Source organism: Paenibacillus sp. MAEPY2 (assembly GCF_000499205.1).
GTDB classification, from domain to species: domain Bacteria; phylum Bacillota; class Bacilli; order Paenibacillales; family Paenibacillaceae; genus Paenibacillus; species Paenibacillus vandeheii.
The window spans coordinates 329770-347944 of record NZ_AWUK01000007.1; the positions used below are offsets into that span (position 1 = coordinate 329770).

13 protein-coding genes are annotated in these 18175 nt (G+C 47.7%); 10 read left to right on the forward strand and 3 right to left on the reverse strand.

Going from position 1 to position 18175, the window contains the following annotated elements; all coding sequences use genetic code 11:
* Positions 1–110 precede the first annotated feature (110 nt).
* The 7 genes from P364_RS0106305 (at position 111) to P364_RS0106335 (ending at position 11736) form a co-directional block, all read left to right on the forward strand.
* Complete coding sequence (locus P364_RS0106305; RefSeq protein ID WP_024629296.1) at positions 111–2210, forward strand: acyltransferase family protein; 2100 nt, start codon at positions 111–113, stop codon at positions 2208–2210.
* A gap of 225 nt (positions 2211–2435) precedes the next feature.
* Positions 2436–3749 (forward strand): extracellular solute-binding protein, encoded by a 1314-nt coding sequence (locus P364_RS0106310; protein WP_024629297.1) that lies wholly within the window; start codon positions 2436–2438, stop codon positions 3747–3749.
* Between the two features lie 136 nt (positions 3750–3885).
* Positions 3886–4764, forward strand: a complete 879-nt coding sequence (locus P364_RS0106315) for a carbohydrate ABC transporter permease (protein WP_024629298.1) — start codon at positions 3886–3888, stop codon at positions 4762–4764.
* Positions 4765–4803: 39 nt separating this feature from the next.
* Positions 4804–5658, forward strand: a complete 855-nt coding sequence (locus tag P364_RS0106320; RefSeq protein ID WP_373456234.1) for a carbohydrate ABC transporter permease — start codon at positions 4804–4806, stop codon at positions 5656–5658.
* A gap of 29 nt (positions 5659–5687) precedes the next feature.
* Positions 5688–7487: a cache domain-containing sensor histidine kinase gene (locus P364_RS0106325; protein ID WP_024629300.1), complete on the forward strand. Its 1800-nt coding sequence runs from the start codon at positions 5688–5690 to the stop codon at positions 7485–7487.
* The gene (locus tag P364_RS0106330; protein WP_024629301.1) at positions 7484–9067 is read left to right on the forward strand and encodes a helix-turn-helix domain-containing protein; all 1584 of its coding nucleotides are present in this window, start codon (positions 7484–7486) and stop codon (positions 9065–9067) included. The genes P364_RS0106325 and P364_RS0106330 overlap by 4 nt, the downstream gene beginning before the upstream one ends.
* A 98-nt stretch (positions 9068–9165) precedes the next feature.
* Positions 9166–11736: a beta-mannosidase gene (locus P364_RS0106335; RefSeq protein ID WP_029880778.1), complete on the forward strand. Its 2571-nt coding sequence runs from the start codon at positions 9166–9168 to the stop codon at positions 11734–11736.
* 163 nt (positions 11737–11899) lie between these two features.
* Here the strand turns inward: P364_RS0106335 and P364_RS0106340 are convergent, their stop codons facing one another.
* Together P364_RS0106340 and P364_RS0106345 are read right to left on the reverse strand one after the other, a co-directional pair.
* Complete coding sequence (locus tag P364_RS0106340) at positions 11900–13006, reverse strand: FAD-dependent monooxygenase (protein WP_024629303.1); 1107 nt, start codon at positions 13004–13006, stop codon at positions 11900–11902.
* A 255-nt stretch (positions 13007–13261) separates the two neighbouring features.
* Entirely contained in the window at positions 13262–13786 is a 525-nt protein-coding gene (locus tag P364_RS0106345) for an NAD(P)H-dependent oxidoreductase (RefSeq protein WP_024629304.1), read from the reverse strand.
* Positions 13787–13976: 190 nt separating this feature from the next.
* Here P364_RS0106345 and P364_RS0106350 point away from each other — a divergent pair, with 190 nt between their 5' ends.
* A complete protein-coding gene (locus P364_RS0106350) occupies positions 13977–14459 on the forward strand; it encodes a MarR family winged helix-turn-helix transcriptional regulator (RefSeq protein WP_024629305.1) in 483 nt (160 codons plus the stop codon).
* An 86-nt stretch (positions 14460–14545) separates the two neighbouring features.
* Here the strand turns inward: P364_RS0106350 and P364_RS0106355 are convergent, their stop codons facing one another.
* On the reverse strand, positions 14546–14845 hold the full coding sequence (locus P364_RS0106355) for a hypothetical protein (RefSeq protein WP_024629306.1): 300 nt from the start codon (positions 14843–14845) through the stop codon (positions 14546–14548).
* Positions 14846–15062: 217 nt separating this feature from the next.
* Here P364_RS0106355 and P364_RS0106360 point away from each other — a divergent pair, with 217 nt between their 5' ends.
* Both P364_RS0106360 and P364_RS0106365 read left to right on the forward strand, forming a co-directional pair.
* The gene (locus tag P364_RS0106360; protein ID WP_024629307.1) at positions 15063–17087 is read left to right on the forward strand and encodes a Na+/H+ antiporter; all 2025 of its coding nucleotides are present in this window, start codon (positions 15063–15065) and stop codon (positions 17085–17087) included.
* A gap of 123 nt (positions 17088–17210) precedes the next feature.
* Positions 17211–17987, forward strand: a complete 777-nt coding sequence (locus P364_RS0106365) for a polysaccharide deacetylase family protein (RefSeq protein ID WP_024629308.1) — start codon at positions 17211–17213, stop codon at positions 17985–17987.
* Positions 17988–18175 lie beyond the last annotated feature (188 nt).

Consider the following 18175-nt stretch of genomic DNA (forward strand, 5'->3'; position numbering starts at 1 on the left):
TGAATGATGGAAGGTGCAATACGTATGTTAATGACAACCAGAACCACAAGGAGTTCTCGAACGCCCCAGACATGGATGATGTCGACTCACATTGTCAAGGAGGGGCTCGCATGTCACAATCGTTGAAAAGCAAGCGGCATATGAACGGACTGGATGGTTTACGAGCCATCGCAGTGCTTGCAGTTATAGGGTATCATCTGAATTTAGGTTTTATTCCGGGCGGTTTGCTCGGTGTGGGGATTTTCTTTGTTCTCTCAGGTTATTTGATTACAGACATTCTTTTGACTCAATGGCAGGAGCATGGCCGGATATCCCTTGGTGATTTCTGGGTGCGAAGAGTAAGGCGCCTGCTACCCGGCATGATCACAATGACAGCAGGGGTGATGATTTGGCTGCTCTGCACAGATCCATCTCGACTCGCTGCCTTGCGTGGAGACATTGTCTCGGGAATATTATACATAAGTAATTGGTGGTACATCTTTCATAACGTTTCCTATTTCGAAAGTTTCGGCCCTCCATCACCCTTTGGACATTTCTGGTCACTCGCTGTGGAAGAACAGTTTTATATCGTATGGCCCCTTCTACTGGTGGCAGCAATCGTCTTGTTCAAAAGAAAGGGATGGCTGGTCGTCTTTATTGTTGTAGCAGCTGAATTGTCTGCTGGTGCAATGGCCATCATGTATAATCCGGATCTGGACCCGAGCCGTGTTTATTATGGAACGGATACAAGAGCATTTGCCTTACTGGCTGGCGCAGCACTGGCCGTGGTATGGCCAAGTCGCAAGCTATCATCGTCCCTTGCCGGCATGAATCGACTTGTTCTGGATGTGACAGGCTTAGCTGCGCTGGCTTTGTTAATTTACATGATGCTGAACACCAGCGAGTACGACCCTTCATTGTATCGAGGAGGAATGGTGCTTCAGGCCATAGCGACGACATTGCTCGTAGCTGTATTGGCTCATCCTTCATCCTTCCTGGCACGGATCATTGGCGTTAAGCCATTGCGCTGGATCGGGGAACGATCCTATGGATTATATTTGTGGCATTATCCTGTCATTATTCTGACGAGTCCAACGGTAGATACAGGTGGAGCGCATCCTGTCCGAATGGTTTTGCAGGTTGCAGCAACGGTTGCACTGGCCTCCTTGTCACTTAAATATATTGAGAATCCAATTCGTCATAACGGTTTTCGGGATACCTGGTCCCGGTTATGGGGCCGAGGGCGCAATGCAACAGGAATACGTAACGTATGGTGGAAGCGCGCTGGATTGCTGATGAGCGTTCTGCTGATGTCGTTTACCGTATCACAGATGATGATTACGTCTGCTGCGAACTCTGACTCCCATTCGGTATCGATGTCGGCTACGCTGAATGGAGAACACTCCGTAACGGAGGAAAAAGGACAGGACGTCCTTCCAGCCACAGTGAGCACTTCCGGCACTTCCGGGACCAACCAACCTGTGCCACAGAAAAACGATAAACCAGCGGCGAACACTGTAGATCCACCTAGTGAAGGAGAACGGCAAACGACGAAGCCGGATAAAGCACCCGAACCTGAGAAAGCAAGTTCAGGTGAGGAAAAAGGATCAACTCCTGGTGACTCAAACCATGCTATTGGTAAACCCAAAGGCAGCACCGACAATCCGGGGAATCCAGAAGACAAAGGTAATGAACAACTGGATGATCCTGTAAATACGTCAGATTCGTCCACAGAGGAGGGGGAGACAGCCCCTCCAGCCAAAGACGGCAAGATTCATTATACGGTCATTGGGGATTCGGTTATTTTGGATGCGAAGCCTTATCTTGAACAAACCATTTCGGGCGTTCATGTGGATGGTCATATTGGCCGTCAGATGTGGGAGGCTGCCGAAGTACTGGATGGCCTGAAGAGAAATAACCAAATGGGCAGTCAGGTTGTGCTGGAACTTGGGACGAACGGTTCATTCAATTCCAAGAGTCTGAATTCGGTGCTGGATTATTTGAAAGATGAAGAACATGTTTATCTGGTTACCGTGCGAGTTCCTCGCCCATGGGAACGAACGGTGAATAAGGCACTGAACGAAGCAGCTTCCGATTACAGTAATGTATCTCTTATTGATTGGCACACTGCAAGTGAAGGGCATGACGAATATTTTGAAAAAGATGGTGTACATCTGACCAAGGAAGGTTCGGAAGCTTTTGCAGCACTTGTGAAAGACAGTATGAAATAAAACAGAACTTATCTATTCATTTATTTATAAGCATGAATGATATATGAGTACAAATTCAACAAAGAGCTCTCATCGTGAGGGCTCTTTTTATATGGAAGCAAAGATTGAAGGTTCCACCAGGTATCCGATATTTTTCACCCCTGCATCCGTGCATCGTCACCTTACAAAATGACAGCGTCACCATTTACAATAAGTGTATTCAAATCGCCAAGGGGGACTATAAAGATGTTGAAAAAATGGCTTTCGGGAATGTTGACAATGGCGTTGTTTTCCATCGTTCTGGCTGGTTGCGGCGGCGGGGAAAGCTCAGAAGGCAGCGACAGCAAGGATAAAGTAACCGTCACCATCTGGCACAACTGGACTGGACAAGATGCCAAAGCGGTGGCAATGCGCAAAATTATTGAAGACTTCCGTGGGTCGCACCCGGATATTGAAGTGGTGGATGAAGGTCTGCCGACAGATGGCCTCAAAACAAGGCTCCGGACGGTAGCAGCGGCCAATGAAATGCCGGATCTGTTCGTCATGTGGCCGGATGCGATGACTAAGGAGTTTGTGAAGGGGGATCTGCTGCAGCCGATCAATGCCGAGCTGGACGCGAAGCCGGAATGGAAAGACAACTTTATTCCGAACGCCCTGGAAGGTTATACGGTCGATGGGGATATCTACTCGGTACCGATGAATCTCGCACCCACATCCTTTATTTATTACAATGAAGCACTGTTCAAGCAGTACAACGTGAAAGTACCTGAAACATGGGCTGAGTTGGAGCAGGCCTTTGCTATATTTAATGAGAACAAAATCATACCGATCGCACTGGGGAACAAAGCCAATTGGGTGGCCCAATCCACCATCTTCAGTACATTGGCTGACCGGGTAACCGGCACAGACTGGTTCTTAAAGGCAGCAGCCCAGGATGGGGCCAGCTTTACAGACCCACAGTTCATCCAGGCGCTGGACAAAATGCAGGAACTCGGTAACAGCAAAGCATTTCAGGATGGTTTCAACAGTATTGACGAAACACAGATGATGCAGCTGTACTTCCAGGGAAAAGCAGCTATGGTGATGAACGGTGGATGGGCATTGGCCAACCTTGTCAACAACGCACCGGAAGACATTTTGAACAATACACACATTACAATTTTACCAGCAGTAGATGGAGGCCAAGGTGAGGCCAGAACGACATCTGGCGTTGTAGGGACTGGCTTGGGTGTAAGCAAAAAGTTAAGCGGTGCCCAGAAGGATGCGGCCATGGAGCTGTTCTACGCTTTGGCAGGTCCTGAAGGTCAGAAGGCAACCCTGGATAGCAGCACGCTGGTCAGCTACAAGATTGATCTGGATAAATCCAAAGCCCATCCATTGTTTGTGGAGCTCTATGACTTAATGCAGAAGGTAAAAATTACTCCGGTGTATGATTCCAAGCTAGGTTCTGCAACCGTAGAGGTTATCAATAATGGATTGCAGGAGCTATTAATGGGTGGCAAAGCCGCAGACATCGCGAATAAAATTCAGGCGTCCCAAGCCAATGCAGTCGGAAATTAAGTCATAGATTGTCCCGATTTTGGAGCGTTAAGATGCATTACGGTAAGATTTAAACCCCTTCCCGCCAGGGGAGGGGTTTTACAATGATATCAAGAGTTGTACTTGCTAAAGGGTATGAGGAAAGGAAGTGAGCAAAATGAACGCATTGCGCAGTCGACGTTTTATAATGCTGGGGCTCGCTCCGGCAGTTGTGATTTACGCTTTGTTTGTATTTGTGCCGGTTGTATGGTCAGCGTACTATGGATTCTTCAACTGGTCGGGGATCGGTGAATCAAAATATATCGGACTGGATAACTATGTGGAAATATGGCATGATTCCGTATTTTGGCGGGCCTTGAAAAACAACGTCATTTTTGTTCTGGCCTCGGTATTTGGTCAAATTCCGTTAGCGTTGATGCTGGCGGTCATTTTGCACAAAAGCAATCCGTTACAGCGTTTTCTGCGTTCCGCCGTATTTCTGCCGATGGTATTATCCACCGTAGTTATCGGTATGATCTGGCAGTATATCTATCATCCGCAAATCGGGATACTGAACTTCCTGCTGGATGCATTGGGTCTGGAAAGCTGGAAGCTGCAGTGGCTTTCGGATGACAAAATTGCGATTTTCTCCCTGGTGCCACCACTACTCTGGAGTTTTGTCGGTTTGTACCTGATTATTTTTATCTCGGCGCTGCAAAATATTCCGGGTGAAATACATGACGCTGCCAAGATTGACGGTGCTTCCGGAATCCGCAAGCTGGTTTCCATTTCTTTGCCCATGATCTGGGGAACGGTTCAGGTGGCGATCATTCTATGTATCTCGGGCAGCCTGAAATCATTCGATCTGGTGTACATCATGACCAAAGGCGGCCCGGCACATGCGACAGAGCTGCTGGCAACGTATATGTATAATTCAACCTTCACAACGTATCGCTATGGCTTCGGGAGCGCTATCTCGACCACCATCGTGCTAATTTCCCTGCTGCTTATCGGAACAAGCCAGTGGGCCACAAGTCGTAAGAAAAAAGAGAATTAGGAGAGAGGGGGGAATGTAATGAGTGTTACACCTTTATCCATGCCAACACCAGGGAATACGTCAGGCTATCCGCTTCGCCGATTCGGTAGTGGAATTGTTTGGACGCTGTTGACGGTCTATGGTATTTTAACATTGTATCCGTTCTACTGGCTTGTGATCAGTGCATTCAAAACGAATGAAGAGTTCTATAGCAGGCCCTTCGGGCTGCCGGGAAAATGGAACGTGGAAAATTTCAGCAATGCCTGGGAAAGCTCCAAGCTGGGAACCGCTTTTGGCAATTCCCTGGTTGTATCTGTAGGTTCGCTTATCCTAACGCTGTTTATTGCAGCGCTGGCCTCATTTATACTTGCACGTTTCCAGTTTCGCTGGAAAGGGCTAATCATGACTTTCTTCGTTGTAGGCATGTTGATTCCCATTCACAGCACACTGGTCCCGTTATTTATTTTGATGAAACAGATGTCTCTGCTGAATACGTATTGGGCACTGATATTGCCTTATACCGCATTTGCATTGCCAACCGCGATATTTGTGCTGACAGCTTATTTAACCAGTATTCCACGTGATATTGAAGAGGCTGCTTTTATGGATGGAACAGGTCTATGGGGGCTGTTCACCCGTATCATGCTTCCCATGTCCTTACCTGCCTTGTCAACGGTCACTATTCTGAGTTTTCTGCACGCGTGGAATGACTTTTCGTTTGCACTCGTGTTCATTAACAAAACAGGTTTGAAAACGTTACCGCTCGCGATCGCCAATTTTGCCGACGGATATCAGACCGATTACGGCCTGACTCTTGCTGCCATGACCTTGTCCGTAATCCCGACCATCATTCTATATCTGGTATTTCAGGAACAAGTCATGAAAGGCATGACGGCCGGAGCAGTCAAAGGGTAAACGAAAGCGCATCCAGAGGAGGAAAAGGTGTGGGACGCTGGCTAACATCTTCACTGCAACGGAAGTTGTCCGTCGTGGTTACGGCTTCCATGATTGTACCGCTGCTGGCACTGGGGCTGTTCGCTTTTCTCATCTCTACCCGCATCACAGAACAAAAAACAAAGCTTTCGGGCATGGACACACTGAAGCAGGTGGAAGCGAATTTGCGTTATATGCTGCAGGATGTCGAGACGCTGTCGATTTTTCTGATTGGAGAAAGAGACATTCAGCAGTATTTAAGTAGCAATGAGGACGATGTGCAGGAGCGTGTGGATATTTTGGGCAGGATGACGAATCTGGCCGCTTCCAAAAAATATATTGCCAACATTGCTCTCTATCCGGATCGTTTTGATGCGGTTCTCTCTACGGCTACTTGGTATGAATCATCCAATGTATCGTATCCTCCTGCTCCGCATGGGGATGCAGTTAAAGCTTGGACTGGCGTATATCCGGTTCAGAATTATGCCGGTATCCAAAATGTAATCACCTTGGTTCGACCCATTCGCAGTATTCATGATTATCGCCCCATCGGATGGCTGGCGATCAGTCTCGATGAGAAGGCCATCTCGAAAGGATGGGCGGCGCTGGGACTGGGTAAGGGTGAAGGTCGGCTTGAACTGATCGGCTCCACTGGAGAGATTTTGTCTTCCATGGACAAATCCCGTCTTGGACAGTCATTGGAGAAGATCGAACCTGAGGTACAAACGCTGATTCAACCAGAAGGAAGTGGAACCGCTACATATGGCAGCGGCGATGAGAAACGTACGTTGCTGTATTATCCGGAACAGCTGACAGGCTGGACGCTGACCGGAACGGTTCCCTATGATCAGTATAAGTCCGAAAACGGTTATATTCTTATCCTCACTGCCGTTGCAGTGAGCCTGTCTGCTGCGATCAGTGCAGGACTTGTCTGGTTTACGGTGCGACGAATCACAAGGCCGCTGCGAGTTCTTACAAGACATCTGTCCCGAATGGACCCGGATCGACCGCTGCCCCTATTCCGATCGGAAAGTGATGATGAAATCGGCAAGCTGGGAGAGAGTTATAATTTGCTCGGTGCACATATTGAGATATTGAAAAAAGAGGTTATCCGTGGTGAAGCCCGCAAGAAGGAAGCTGATCTCAGAGCACTTCAGGCGCAGATCAATCCTCATTTTCTGTATAATACCCTTTCGTCGATTCACTGGATTGCCTTGATGTCTGAGGAAAAGCGGATCGCAGAGATGGTCGAAGGATTAAGTGATTTTTTGCGTATCAGCTTGAATCAAGGTAGGGATTATTGTCCTGTAGGGCAGGAAATCACCCATATTCGCCATTATGTTCGTGTGCAGTCCATCCGTTTTCCCGACAAGTTCGCCGTACATTATATTGTTGATCAGGCACTTGAACAGCGAATGATGCTGAAATTGCTGCTCCAACCACTCGTCGAAAATGCCATGGTTCATGGAATTCAGCCAAAAGCGGGTATGGGCACAATTACGATCATGATTCGGCAAGAACAGGAACGAATGAGTGTACTTGTTCTGGATGACGGGGCTGGCATGGGGCGGGACAGACTGGAATATGTCAGAAGCAGCCTTATGTCATTGGATGAGGAAGAGCAGCAGCATGATTCAAACCACCATCGGACGGAAAAAGAGCCTGTGAAGCAAGGGGGCTACGGGCTCCGCAATGTGAACGAAAGACTACTGCTTCATTATGGAGCTGAGGCGCAGCTCGAAGTGGACAGCCGAGTCGGAGGTGGAACCCGAATTTCATTTTCCATTCCAATCTTGGAGGAATCGCCATGAGATTACTGATAGTTGATGATGAAGTCATTATCCGCACAGGGCTCGCCAGTGTAATCGCTTGGAATGAACTGGGGATTGAGCTGCTTACACCAGCAGCCTCGGCAGAAGAGGCTTTAACACGCATGGCTGAGGAGAGGCCGCATATTTTGATGACTGATATTCGGATGGCGGGAAGGACGGGGCTTGAACTGGCAGAGGAAGGGCTGCATATGCTGCCGGAACTCGAGGTCCTTATTTTGTCGGGATACGATGACTTCTCTTACGCTCAGCAAGCGATTCGTCAAGGTGTCACAGATTATTTGCTTAAGACGAGTAAGCCGGAAGAAATTATCAAGACGGTGCTTCAGGCCAAACAACGGATTAGCGAACGTTGGGCTGAGAAATCAAGAGAAGGGCAGCTGCTGCGAGAGAACAAACAGCGCTTGTTCGCTGAATGGATCATTGAGGGAGACGTAGAATCTAGTCCTTGTCCTGAATTTCTCCAATCCGGAATGACTGGGCAATCCGAATTTCCATCAGACATGGAGCATATGCAGAGACAGATTCTGATCTTGAAAGCTGCGGGGTGGAATCGTTCCTCCGCTGCTTTGCTGAACTTTGCCGTGCAAAATATGCTGGAGGATGTTCTGCCAGGTGCAATTGCACACATTCAAAAGGACCGGATTATCTGTGTTGTAAAGCTTCCCCCATATGAACAGGATTTCCACTTTACTTTGAGCATTGCGTTAACACGGATAGAGCAATTGTTGAAATGTACTTTGCGTGCAGCTGTAGGTAGACCCTGCATGGAGGTCCAGCTTCTGCATGAGAGCTACCGAACGGCGTCCTTCGCATATCGTTACCATGGGTTACTTGAGGATAGGATATGGCAATATGAAGACGTTTTGCACCGCACAGGAGGTAAAACCGTCCTTCAACATGAGGAAGAAACCACGCTGGGAACATTGTTAATGGATAATGATTCAATTATGTTGACCACATGGACACGAAAACTGGTGGATGCACTCCTGATGGACCCCGAAGTAACGCCAGAGTCTTTCAATGCCTGTCTGCATGCTGCCGTGAATGCCGGACAGCGTTGGTTAATTCGTACCATGCGTGCCATTGGAAGAGACGACCTGGAACGGTTCGAACCATGGAGGCCAGACTCGAATGCCGATGCTGGTGAACTTCGGGATCTGCTTTTTCATCATTTATATGAACTGATGCATACCTATTACAGCGAGATGGGGCAAGGACGGACTACCCATGTACAGAAGGCTATTGCTTATATGGAATCCGGATCGGTACAGGATTTTAGCCTACAACATGTCGCAGGTCAGGTTCATCTGCATCCGGGTCATCTTAGTGAGCTGTTTAAGAAGGAAACTGGCGTCACGTTTGGTGATTTTGTAACAAGTATGCGAATTCGGCGCGCGATGGACATGCTGGCAGTTTCCCCCGCGAAAGTAAGTGAGGTGGCCGCCATCAGCGGATATGAGGACGTTAAGTATTTTAGCAGGCTGTTCAAAAAACATACGGGCATGACTCCGAGCGAGTATCGTGAGGAGTCAGTGTCGTACAAGACTTCTGAACATTAAAGGTTAGCAGAGGAAAGCAGCGAACGCAGTCATCATTTATTGCAAACGTTTTCGATATTTAATTAGCAAGCAAACTGGGGAGCGAGGCAAGCGTGAAGATGAATAATTTAAGTCAGGATTTGTCAGGACAATGGAAGATTCAGCATTTCGAGGTTGGGGAAAAGCGGGCCATGGATGTTGCAGCAGCAGCGCTGGATGATCGATTCTGGATTGGAGCGGAGGTGCCAGGGGATGTGCACACTGCTCTTGTTGAACGCAGCATCATTGATCCGCCCTACTATGGGCATAACGATGCCAAGAGTCGTTGGATCGAGCAGCAGGAATGGTGGTATCGCACCAACTTCAATCTGGTAAAAGATGGGGAAGCGGAGGAGTATTTCGAATTGGTCTTCGATGGCTTGGATACGTTCGCGACCGTATATGTGAACGGACATGAAGTTGGAAAAACGGCTAATATGCTCATGTCCCACACGTTCAATGTGACGACACTGGTTCGTAATGGCTGGAACGCCATAGCGGTCAAGTTCGACCCCCTTTATCTGCATCACAGAGACAAGGAAACGTTCGACTGGTCTTCGTATACGAAGGAACGGCCATGGCTTCGCAAAGCTGCGATGAATTTCGGTTGGGACTGGGGTCCACGGATGGTCACCGTAGGAATTTGGGGAGGGGTACGCCTTGAAAGACGAACAATCGCAAAGCTGGAGAACGTATTTGCACGTACCGAATCAGTGAGCAAGCAGCTAGCGGCTGTCCATGTCACTGCTGATGTGAAGTCTGTATTGTCTTTTCGCAGCAGACACAAACGTGAAAAAGCTGTGGTTTTGTCATGTGATATACGTTTACTGGATGCGAGTGGTCAGGAAGTAGCACGGTCTGCTGAAGTCGTTGTGAAAAATGGTCTCGCAGATACAATACTAACATTGGATTCACCGCAATTATGGTGGACGCATGATTTGGGTGAGCCTTACTTGTATAGGCTGGCAGTTACTCTATTGGCGGATGGAGTGGAAGTGGATCAATACAACGAGCCTTACGGTGTACGAACCATTGAACTAGCACTTCATAATGAACAGGGTGAGGATGCGTTTACGTTTATCCTGAACGGAGTGCGGGTGTACGCAAAGGGAGCCAACTGGATTCCGGCCGACCATCTGATTGGTGCCATTCCTGCCTCCCGGTATCGTGGGCTGATCGAGCTGACTGTGGAAGGGCATATGAATATGCTGCGTGTCTGGGCAGGCGGTATATATGAGAAGGACATCTTCTATGATGAATGTGATCGGCAAGGCATACTGGTGTGGCAGGACTTTGCTTTTGCCAACGCCTTATTCCCAGACTTCAATCGGGAGTTCATGAACAATGTACGGGATGAAGTTGAAAATAATGTCCTGCGCCTGCGCAATCGTGCTTCGCTTGCACTCTGGTGTGGCAATAACGAAATTGACTGGCTTTATGACATGAAGTCTGCCAGTGGTGATATTGCCAGCCCCTTCTATGGAGATCTGATCTACCATGAGCTGATCCCGGAAGTGCTGGAGCGTCTGGATTCCTCTCGCCCATACTGGCCTTCCTCACCGTATGGGGACAGTAACGGCAATGATGCCAATGATCCGGATGTGGGGGATCGTCATAACTGGCAGGTATGGCATGGTTCCGTCTATCCCCGTAAACACGGCGAGCCGCCACTGCTGGACTACAGTATTGGGGGCGTAACTTTCAAAAATTATAAAAAGGATAATGCCCTGTTCAGCAGTGAATTTGGCATGCATGCCTCGGCCAACCGCTACACGTTGGAGAAAAACATGCCCGCAGGGCAGTTTTATTGGGGAAGCCCCGAAATGGCCTATCGGAATAAGGATACCAATCATCAGAAAGGCATTCTTCTAATGGAAGGTTATACAGGCATTCCGCAAAATATTGAGGAATACATGAATTACTCGATGCTGACACAGGCGGAAGGTCTACGGTACGGTATTGAACATTTCCGGCGAATTAATCACCGCAATAGTGGAGCGCTTGTGTGGCAGCTGAATGATAGCTGGCCAGGCACAAGTTGGTCGATGATTGACTACGAGCTGCTGCCGAAGGCCTCCTTTTATTATGGAAAAGTATTCTTTCATCCGATACTGCTGTCTCTGGAACATGAACCGGGTGAGCCTCTTACGTTATGGGTTGTGAATGACACACGGGAGACGCTGAGGGGACAGCTTCGACTTAATGTTTATGGACTGAATGGGGAAAAAGTATATTCCAGCTCACATCAAGTAGAGACAGGTTCACAATGCTCTACTCGCATTGCCGAGATGAGAGAAGCGGAGGTATTGGGAGGCAGATTGGCAGAAGAAGTGTTGGTTGAATTGGTCGCGGAAGGTTTCACTGCGCCACTGAATCGATATTTCTTACGTGATCCGAAGGATGTTAATCTGCTTCCAGCGCAGCTCAGTGTGCATGTGAACGAAGAGGAACAATCCGTATCGGTTACGGCCATTGGTGCAATTGCACGGTTGGTGAAGCTCGAGCTGCCCCTTGGTCGCGTTCGTTTCAGTGATAACTATTTCGATCTTCTTCCTGGTGAGAGCCGTACGGTGAGATTACGTCATCCCGAAAAGCTGTCCCTACCTATGAATGAGCTAAGGGTGAGCGCCATGAATGGTAGGGAAGCCTGATTCCTGTTCCGTTTTTTTATAATTTTTCAGACAAACCATTTGGAAATCAGGTTCACGGATGGATACACGCAGGTTAGCCCATAAAAGAAGAAAACAGCCGATTATTCCCCCCAGGAACAGTCGGCTGTTTGATTATAGGCGCTGTGAGTGAATACACGCTCCATTATAGAAAAGATTCGTACCGCTGCTGGAACGAAGACTCCATTTCCAGTTGTCTGGCCAACTGCTGCTTCACTTTTTCTTCACGGCTGGCCTGAAGTTCATGTAAACGTTCAGTGGAAGTGAACTGATCGGCTGCCATTTCAATGAGCAGTTCAGCGAGCGCATCCGCATCTTCCAATGCTGCATTTAATCCAAAAGCACCCGTTGGAGTCATGGTGTGAGCGGCATCGCCAAGCAAGACCACATTGTCCTGCACCCACGATTCAGCGAAACTGCTCTCTACGGATAACAAAACAAAATCACTCCAGGTCTGGATATGTGCAGCTACCGAATCAGCGAGACAGGGGAAGGCTGCCACCAGTTTCTGTACAAAGGGAGCGAAAGGCTGTTCACGCAGCTTGGAGAAGGACCCTTGCGGAATGTTCCATCCGATCTGCACGAAACTTCCGAATTGTGAGAATAACGCCAACTGCTGACCGTCCATACTCGCCATCCGAACAGCAGGTTCCCAGCCTGCTGGAGCAGGAATTCGAGCCCATAACAGGTCGTACCCATGTTTACGGGCCTCCGGGGTCAGACCAGCATGTTTGCGTACAGCTGAATATCTGCCATCCGCACCAACAATAACAGCTGCTTCAATGGAAGCAGGCCGTCCTGCTTGCCGAATATTGATGCCAATCGTCTTGTCAGCCTTATTTCGCAGCAATCCAGTCATAATCGTATTATAAAGAACTTGTTCGTTTTCCTGCTTCTGTGATTGTGACACGATGACTTCCAGCAGATGATCCTGCGGCACATGAATGCCCACATGGGATTCTTGCTCTCCAGGAAAAATGGTGTGAATGATCTGGCCATTCTCCCAATATTGAATTTGCTCCAGAGGAAGCACGCCACGCTGGGTGACAGCAGGGTATAACCCATGCTTTTTCAGTATAGCCTCACCATCTGCATTAAGCACTTCCCCACGGAACGACTTAAGCAAATGTGGCTGGCGCTCGATCAAAATGGTGGATATTCCCTGCCTTTTCAGCAGGAATGAAAGTAGAGCCCCTCCGGGGCCAGCTCCCACAATACAAACATCAGTTTTTAAATGCGAATTTTGATTCATGTGTAAAATTCCCTTGCAATATAATGGATGGATATCGTATTACTTTATAATAACAGATTTATAAAAATCATTAAGTAACTAAAAGTAACTTTAAAGATATACGTTATTATAAACAAATCCAATCTAATATTGCAATAGAATCATTCTATTTCTCTATAGTGAGGGAGTTCAAGCCTGCAGTAATCCTTCACAGCTCATGTGCGCAGGCTTGATAAGAACAGCAATCTCTTCTTTTATGGGGAACTACTCTGATTTCTATGTGATCAATCGGTTGGTTATGCGAGCCACGCGTTCTCCTAGAGCTTTACCCAATGCTATGCCCTGTTCGCTCAGCAGATCATCACTGTCCACCGGACAAGTCACCCCAACACCATAATAGGAGCCATATAGAGCGTTATCTGCAAAGTTTCCAGGCAGGCCGGTAATAATCATCCCCTGATGAAGCATAGGTGTCAGCAAATGAATCAAGGTTGACTCCAGTCCACCGTGCTCGGTGGCGATGGTACAGAACACCGCGCCAACTTTGTCTACAAGTTTGCCCTCAGCCCATAGGTAACCCAGCTTGTCGATCCACTTTTTCAACCCGGAGCTGATGGAGCCAAAATGGCCTGGGCAGCCCCAAATAATGGCGTCCATTTCCACCAGCTTGTAGATGTCGGCTTCTTCTGTGGAATGCAAATGAACGGTTGCACCATGTACGCTGGCTGCGCCAGCAGCAATCGATTCGGCGAGCGCCTGTGTATGGCCGCCTTCACTATCGAAAACAATATAAATGTTCATTGCTTGATTCCTCCTTGTGTGGTTATCTGTTCATGCTATAAGGTAGCTTGTCACATGAAACCGCAAAATAAGCATGAACTTTACAGACAAGTAAAGGGTTTGAGGAAACAAGCGCATTTTTCACAAACAAAATAGTACAAATATGTTACAATATAAGGTAGGTTAATGATCAAAGGTAGGAGGAACGTTTATGAGCCCGGATACGGAGCGAAACTCTCAATTGGCAAATGTCGATCAATTGTTGGAGGCCTTCTTCAGATATAAAAATAAGGTATTGGATCAGCAGCAAAGGAATGAAACAAACTGCAAATTGAATCCGACGAAAAGTCATATATTGGGCATGATTTTACGTGAAGAGCGCTGCATGGCTGTAGATGTGGCAAGACAACTTAGTCTATCTTCAGGAGCAACCACAATTGTGCTGAATCAACTGGAGAGCGAAGGTCTGATCCAGCGGGTGCGCAGCGAAGAGGACCGAAGGATTGTATGGTTGTCCTTAACGGAAGATGGGAAGCAGCTTGCAAAAACGTTGATTAATAATCGCGGTCGGATGACGTGGGAACTCTTGCAGGCGCTTACGGAAGAGGAACAACTGCAGATGTTCGGCATGCTGAAGAAGATTGAGTTGAAACTGCTGGAAAAAATGAAAGCACTGGAGCAAACGCATCGCTAAATATGAGTGTGTAAAGCGCCAGTCTTCAAGAATTTGAGTCCGTTTTTGGACTTGAAACCTTGAAGACTGGCGTTTTATTTTTTCAATCAGAGATGGAAGCGTTGAATGTGATCGGTCAGGCCTTCCTGAATGAGAATTTCCTTTTGTTTTTTACCGAGCAGGTCAAAATGGGGGAAAGGCTGACGCCGATGAATGTATCGTGGGTCCAGTCCATGTTCCGCGCACCAATGTTCAAGCCGATTCAGATCCGCACAGCCCACTTTGGTCACACTGGTAATGCCCGGAAAACGGTTGTCAATCCAAAAATGAGTGAGATAGGCAAGTTCGCCACGAGATACACGTTCTTTCCACTCGGCCAGCTCCTGTCGTTTAATTCCAAATGCCATATACACCAAGTTCCTTTCCAAACGGGTATTGTCCTGAGCATATTGTAACATCTTATAAACAGAACCAATCAGAAATCTTCAACCAGGCTATTGGTCCAATCGCTTTGGGTTGGTATTGGAATATGACAATATTTTTATAATCAACTTTGGTTTATGTTAAAATAAGGCTATACAAAAAAGGTTTCACCACTTTATTACTCGGAAAGGGATTGTCATCATGGAACTTTTTATTGCCGTGCTTGTTTTGCTGGTACTGCTCGGTTTATCGAATATTTTGAACCGATTTGTACCCTTTATCCCCATTCCGCTAATTCAGATTGTTCTTGGTGTAGCCATAGCACTATTACCTGCGGGTGTGCATCTGCCACTGAATCCGGAATTGTTCTTCGTGCTTTTTATCGCTCCGTTGCTGTACAACGACGGGAAGCGAACGCCTAGGCACGAGCTGTGGAATCTAAGAGCACCCATCCTGTTGTTGGCCTTGGGCCTTGTATTTGTCACGGTTGTCGTTGCAGGGTACGCTATTCACTGGCTTATTCCAACCATTCCGCTACCTGCGGCTTTTGCACTTGCGGCAATACTGTCCCCGACAGATGCTGTGGCTGTCGGCGCCATGGCAGGTCGTGTGCATTTGCCCAAGAGCATACATAGGCTTCTGGAGGGAGAAGCATTAATGAATGATGCATCCGGTCTGGTTGCATTCAAATTTGCGATTGCCGCCACGGTGACGGGTGTATTTTCCCTGGCTCAGGCTTCATTCAGTTTTATACTTATCGCGATTGGCGGGTTGTTGATTGGTGCCTTGTTATCCTTACTGTTGATCCGACTGGGTGTCTGGATTCGCCGTCTAGGTATGGAAGATGTGACCATTCATATGCTGTTGCAAATCTTAACGCCATTCGTTATTTATCTGGTGAGTGAAGAGGTCGGTGTTTCGGGCATTCTGGCGGTAGTCGCTGGCGGGATCATTCACGCCATTGAGCGTGACCGGACAGAGTCTGTACAACTGAAGATGCAGGTCGTGTCTGCCAGCACCTGGTCTGTGATTTTATTTATTTTGAACGGTTTGGTCTTTGTCATTCTTGGGGTACAGATCCCGGATGTGCTGAGTACCATCTTCGAAAATGTTTCATTTGATAACTTGCAAGTACTCGGCTATGTGGGCCTAATTTCAATCTTATTGTTGGTCCTTCGTTTTGTATGGATCTATCTGTTCTGGAAAGGAAATGAAAATTCCGGTGAGGCGTTGTCGAGCGGGACGCCCCGGCTGAAAGAGATTACGATCATTACCCTTTCAGGTGTGAGAGGGGCTGTAACATTGGCGGGGGCATTCTCCATTCCTTATGTTCTCCAGGATGGATCTCCTTTTCCTGAAAGGGATCTGATCATTTTCCTAGCGGCAGGTGTGATTCTGTTCACTCTGATTGCTGCAAGTGTATTCCTTCCTATTCTTGCGAAGAACGAAGAGAAAGCGGAGGAAGGTGCGCCGCAAACGACGGAAAAAAAAGCACAGGATATTATGCTGAACGCCGCCATTCGCGCAGTCAAGTCGGAAATGAACGACGAGAACAAAGCTGCTGCGCTTGCCGTAGTTTCGGATCTGTCGAAATATATCAGGCAGGCGGCTGGCGAGCTTACTGCCGGAAAGCGCAAGGATATTTTGAAACAGGAAACAGCAATTAATCTCATCGCTACCCGGGCTGAACGCAAGGAAATTGAGAATATGATGGACGAAAATGTAATTGCTTCGGAAGCGGCCTTTAGATGTAACAGCTGGTTGGATCGTAAGGAAATGATGCTTGCGAATCGTACGAATACCCAGATGATGTTCTCACTCAGTGAAATTGGACGAGTGTTTGGACATGTGTTTACCCATCGTTCACGGAAACCGGATCAGCCATTTATGATCGAGAATGCGGAGCTGTTCCGTCATGTGAAGATGCGTACCTCGGAAGCGGCGATCAAGGCGATCCGTGCGCATATGAACGACAGTAACCGGATTGTAGCTCTTTCGGTCATCTCCAGATATGAACGGGTCATTGCTAAATTGCGTACCTGGAATCAGGGCAAAACCGAAGATCCATTTGATCAGGATAAGCTGGAATTGCAAATGGTGGCGATGCAGGAGCAGCGTAATACCATACAGCAATTGTACGAAAAGGGTGAAATCAACCGTGATGTGGCCGCTAAACTCCGCCGATTCATCAATGATGTGGAAGCCACTGCGCTGAAAAACACTTGATCATTAGAATTTGTACAATTGTGGAACGGCAGTTCATTAATCAGATATTTCATTAAATAGTTCTGGTGAATCGGGAGATGCTAACAGGGAGTTTACGTTTGAAGATAAAGAGAGGACATTAACATGAACCTGAAGGCAGCCCGATGCATCGGATTGTGTATGCTGATTATTTTGCTTGGCAGCAGTTCTGCCTATGCCAAACCTGTGCAGAAGAATCGACAGTATTATGAGGAACGGGGAGAGATTGTGTGGGAGGTTCCCACGCATGACAAACTCATCGCATTGACCTTTGATGATGGGCCAGATCCGGTCCAAACCCCGCAGATTCTGGCTTTGCTACAGCAGTATCAGGCTAAAGGCACTTTTTTTGTACTTGGCAAATGGGCCGAAAAGTTTCCTGAACTGATCAAGCAGGAGCAGCGGGAAGGACATGAAATCGCCAATCATACGTATGCACATACGTACGCGGTCAGATCAACAAGGGCGGATAAGTACAGCCATGAAATAAACATAGCGGAGAAATCCATTGTTGGAGCAGGGGCGCAGCGTCCCACGTTGTTCAGGCCACCGGGAGGCTATTACAATGACATGGTCATTCAGGTCGCCAAGCAGCAAGGCTATACGATTGTGTTATGGTCCTGGCATCAGGACACACGTGATTGGGCTTCACCAGGTGTATCAGCCATTGTGAACAAAGTGCTGAAGAACGCACGTAACGGGGATATCGTTCTGTTTCATGATAAGGTGGATGGCAAGTCGCAGACGATAACGGCGCTCAAAACGATTCTGCCCAAGCTGCAGGAGCAGGGATATCGTTTTGTAACCGTATCGGAACTACTGGCCGTCAAGGCGAGAGAGGCTGCCAAGGATGACAATTCATCCTTACCTCAGCATCCATAGTTCAAGCCAAAAACCGCAGGTCTCCGATGAAGAGACTGCGGTTTTTTTATCGTTTCAATATATAAATTGAACTAAAGAATATTTACCCTTGCCACTCCGATGACAGAACAACCTTCCGATCACTGTTATCACCAGATTTTTTGGGGTACATAGGGTATTGGGTTGCCAGTGAAATTCAGCGCTCAGGC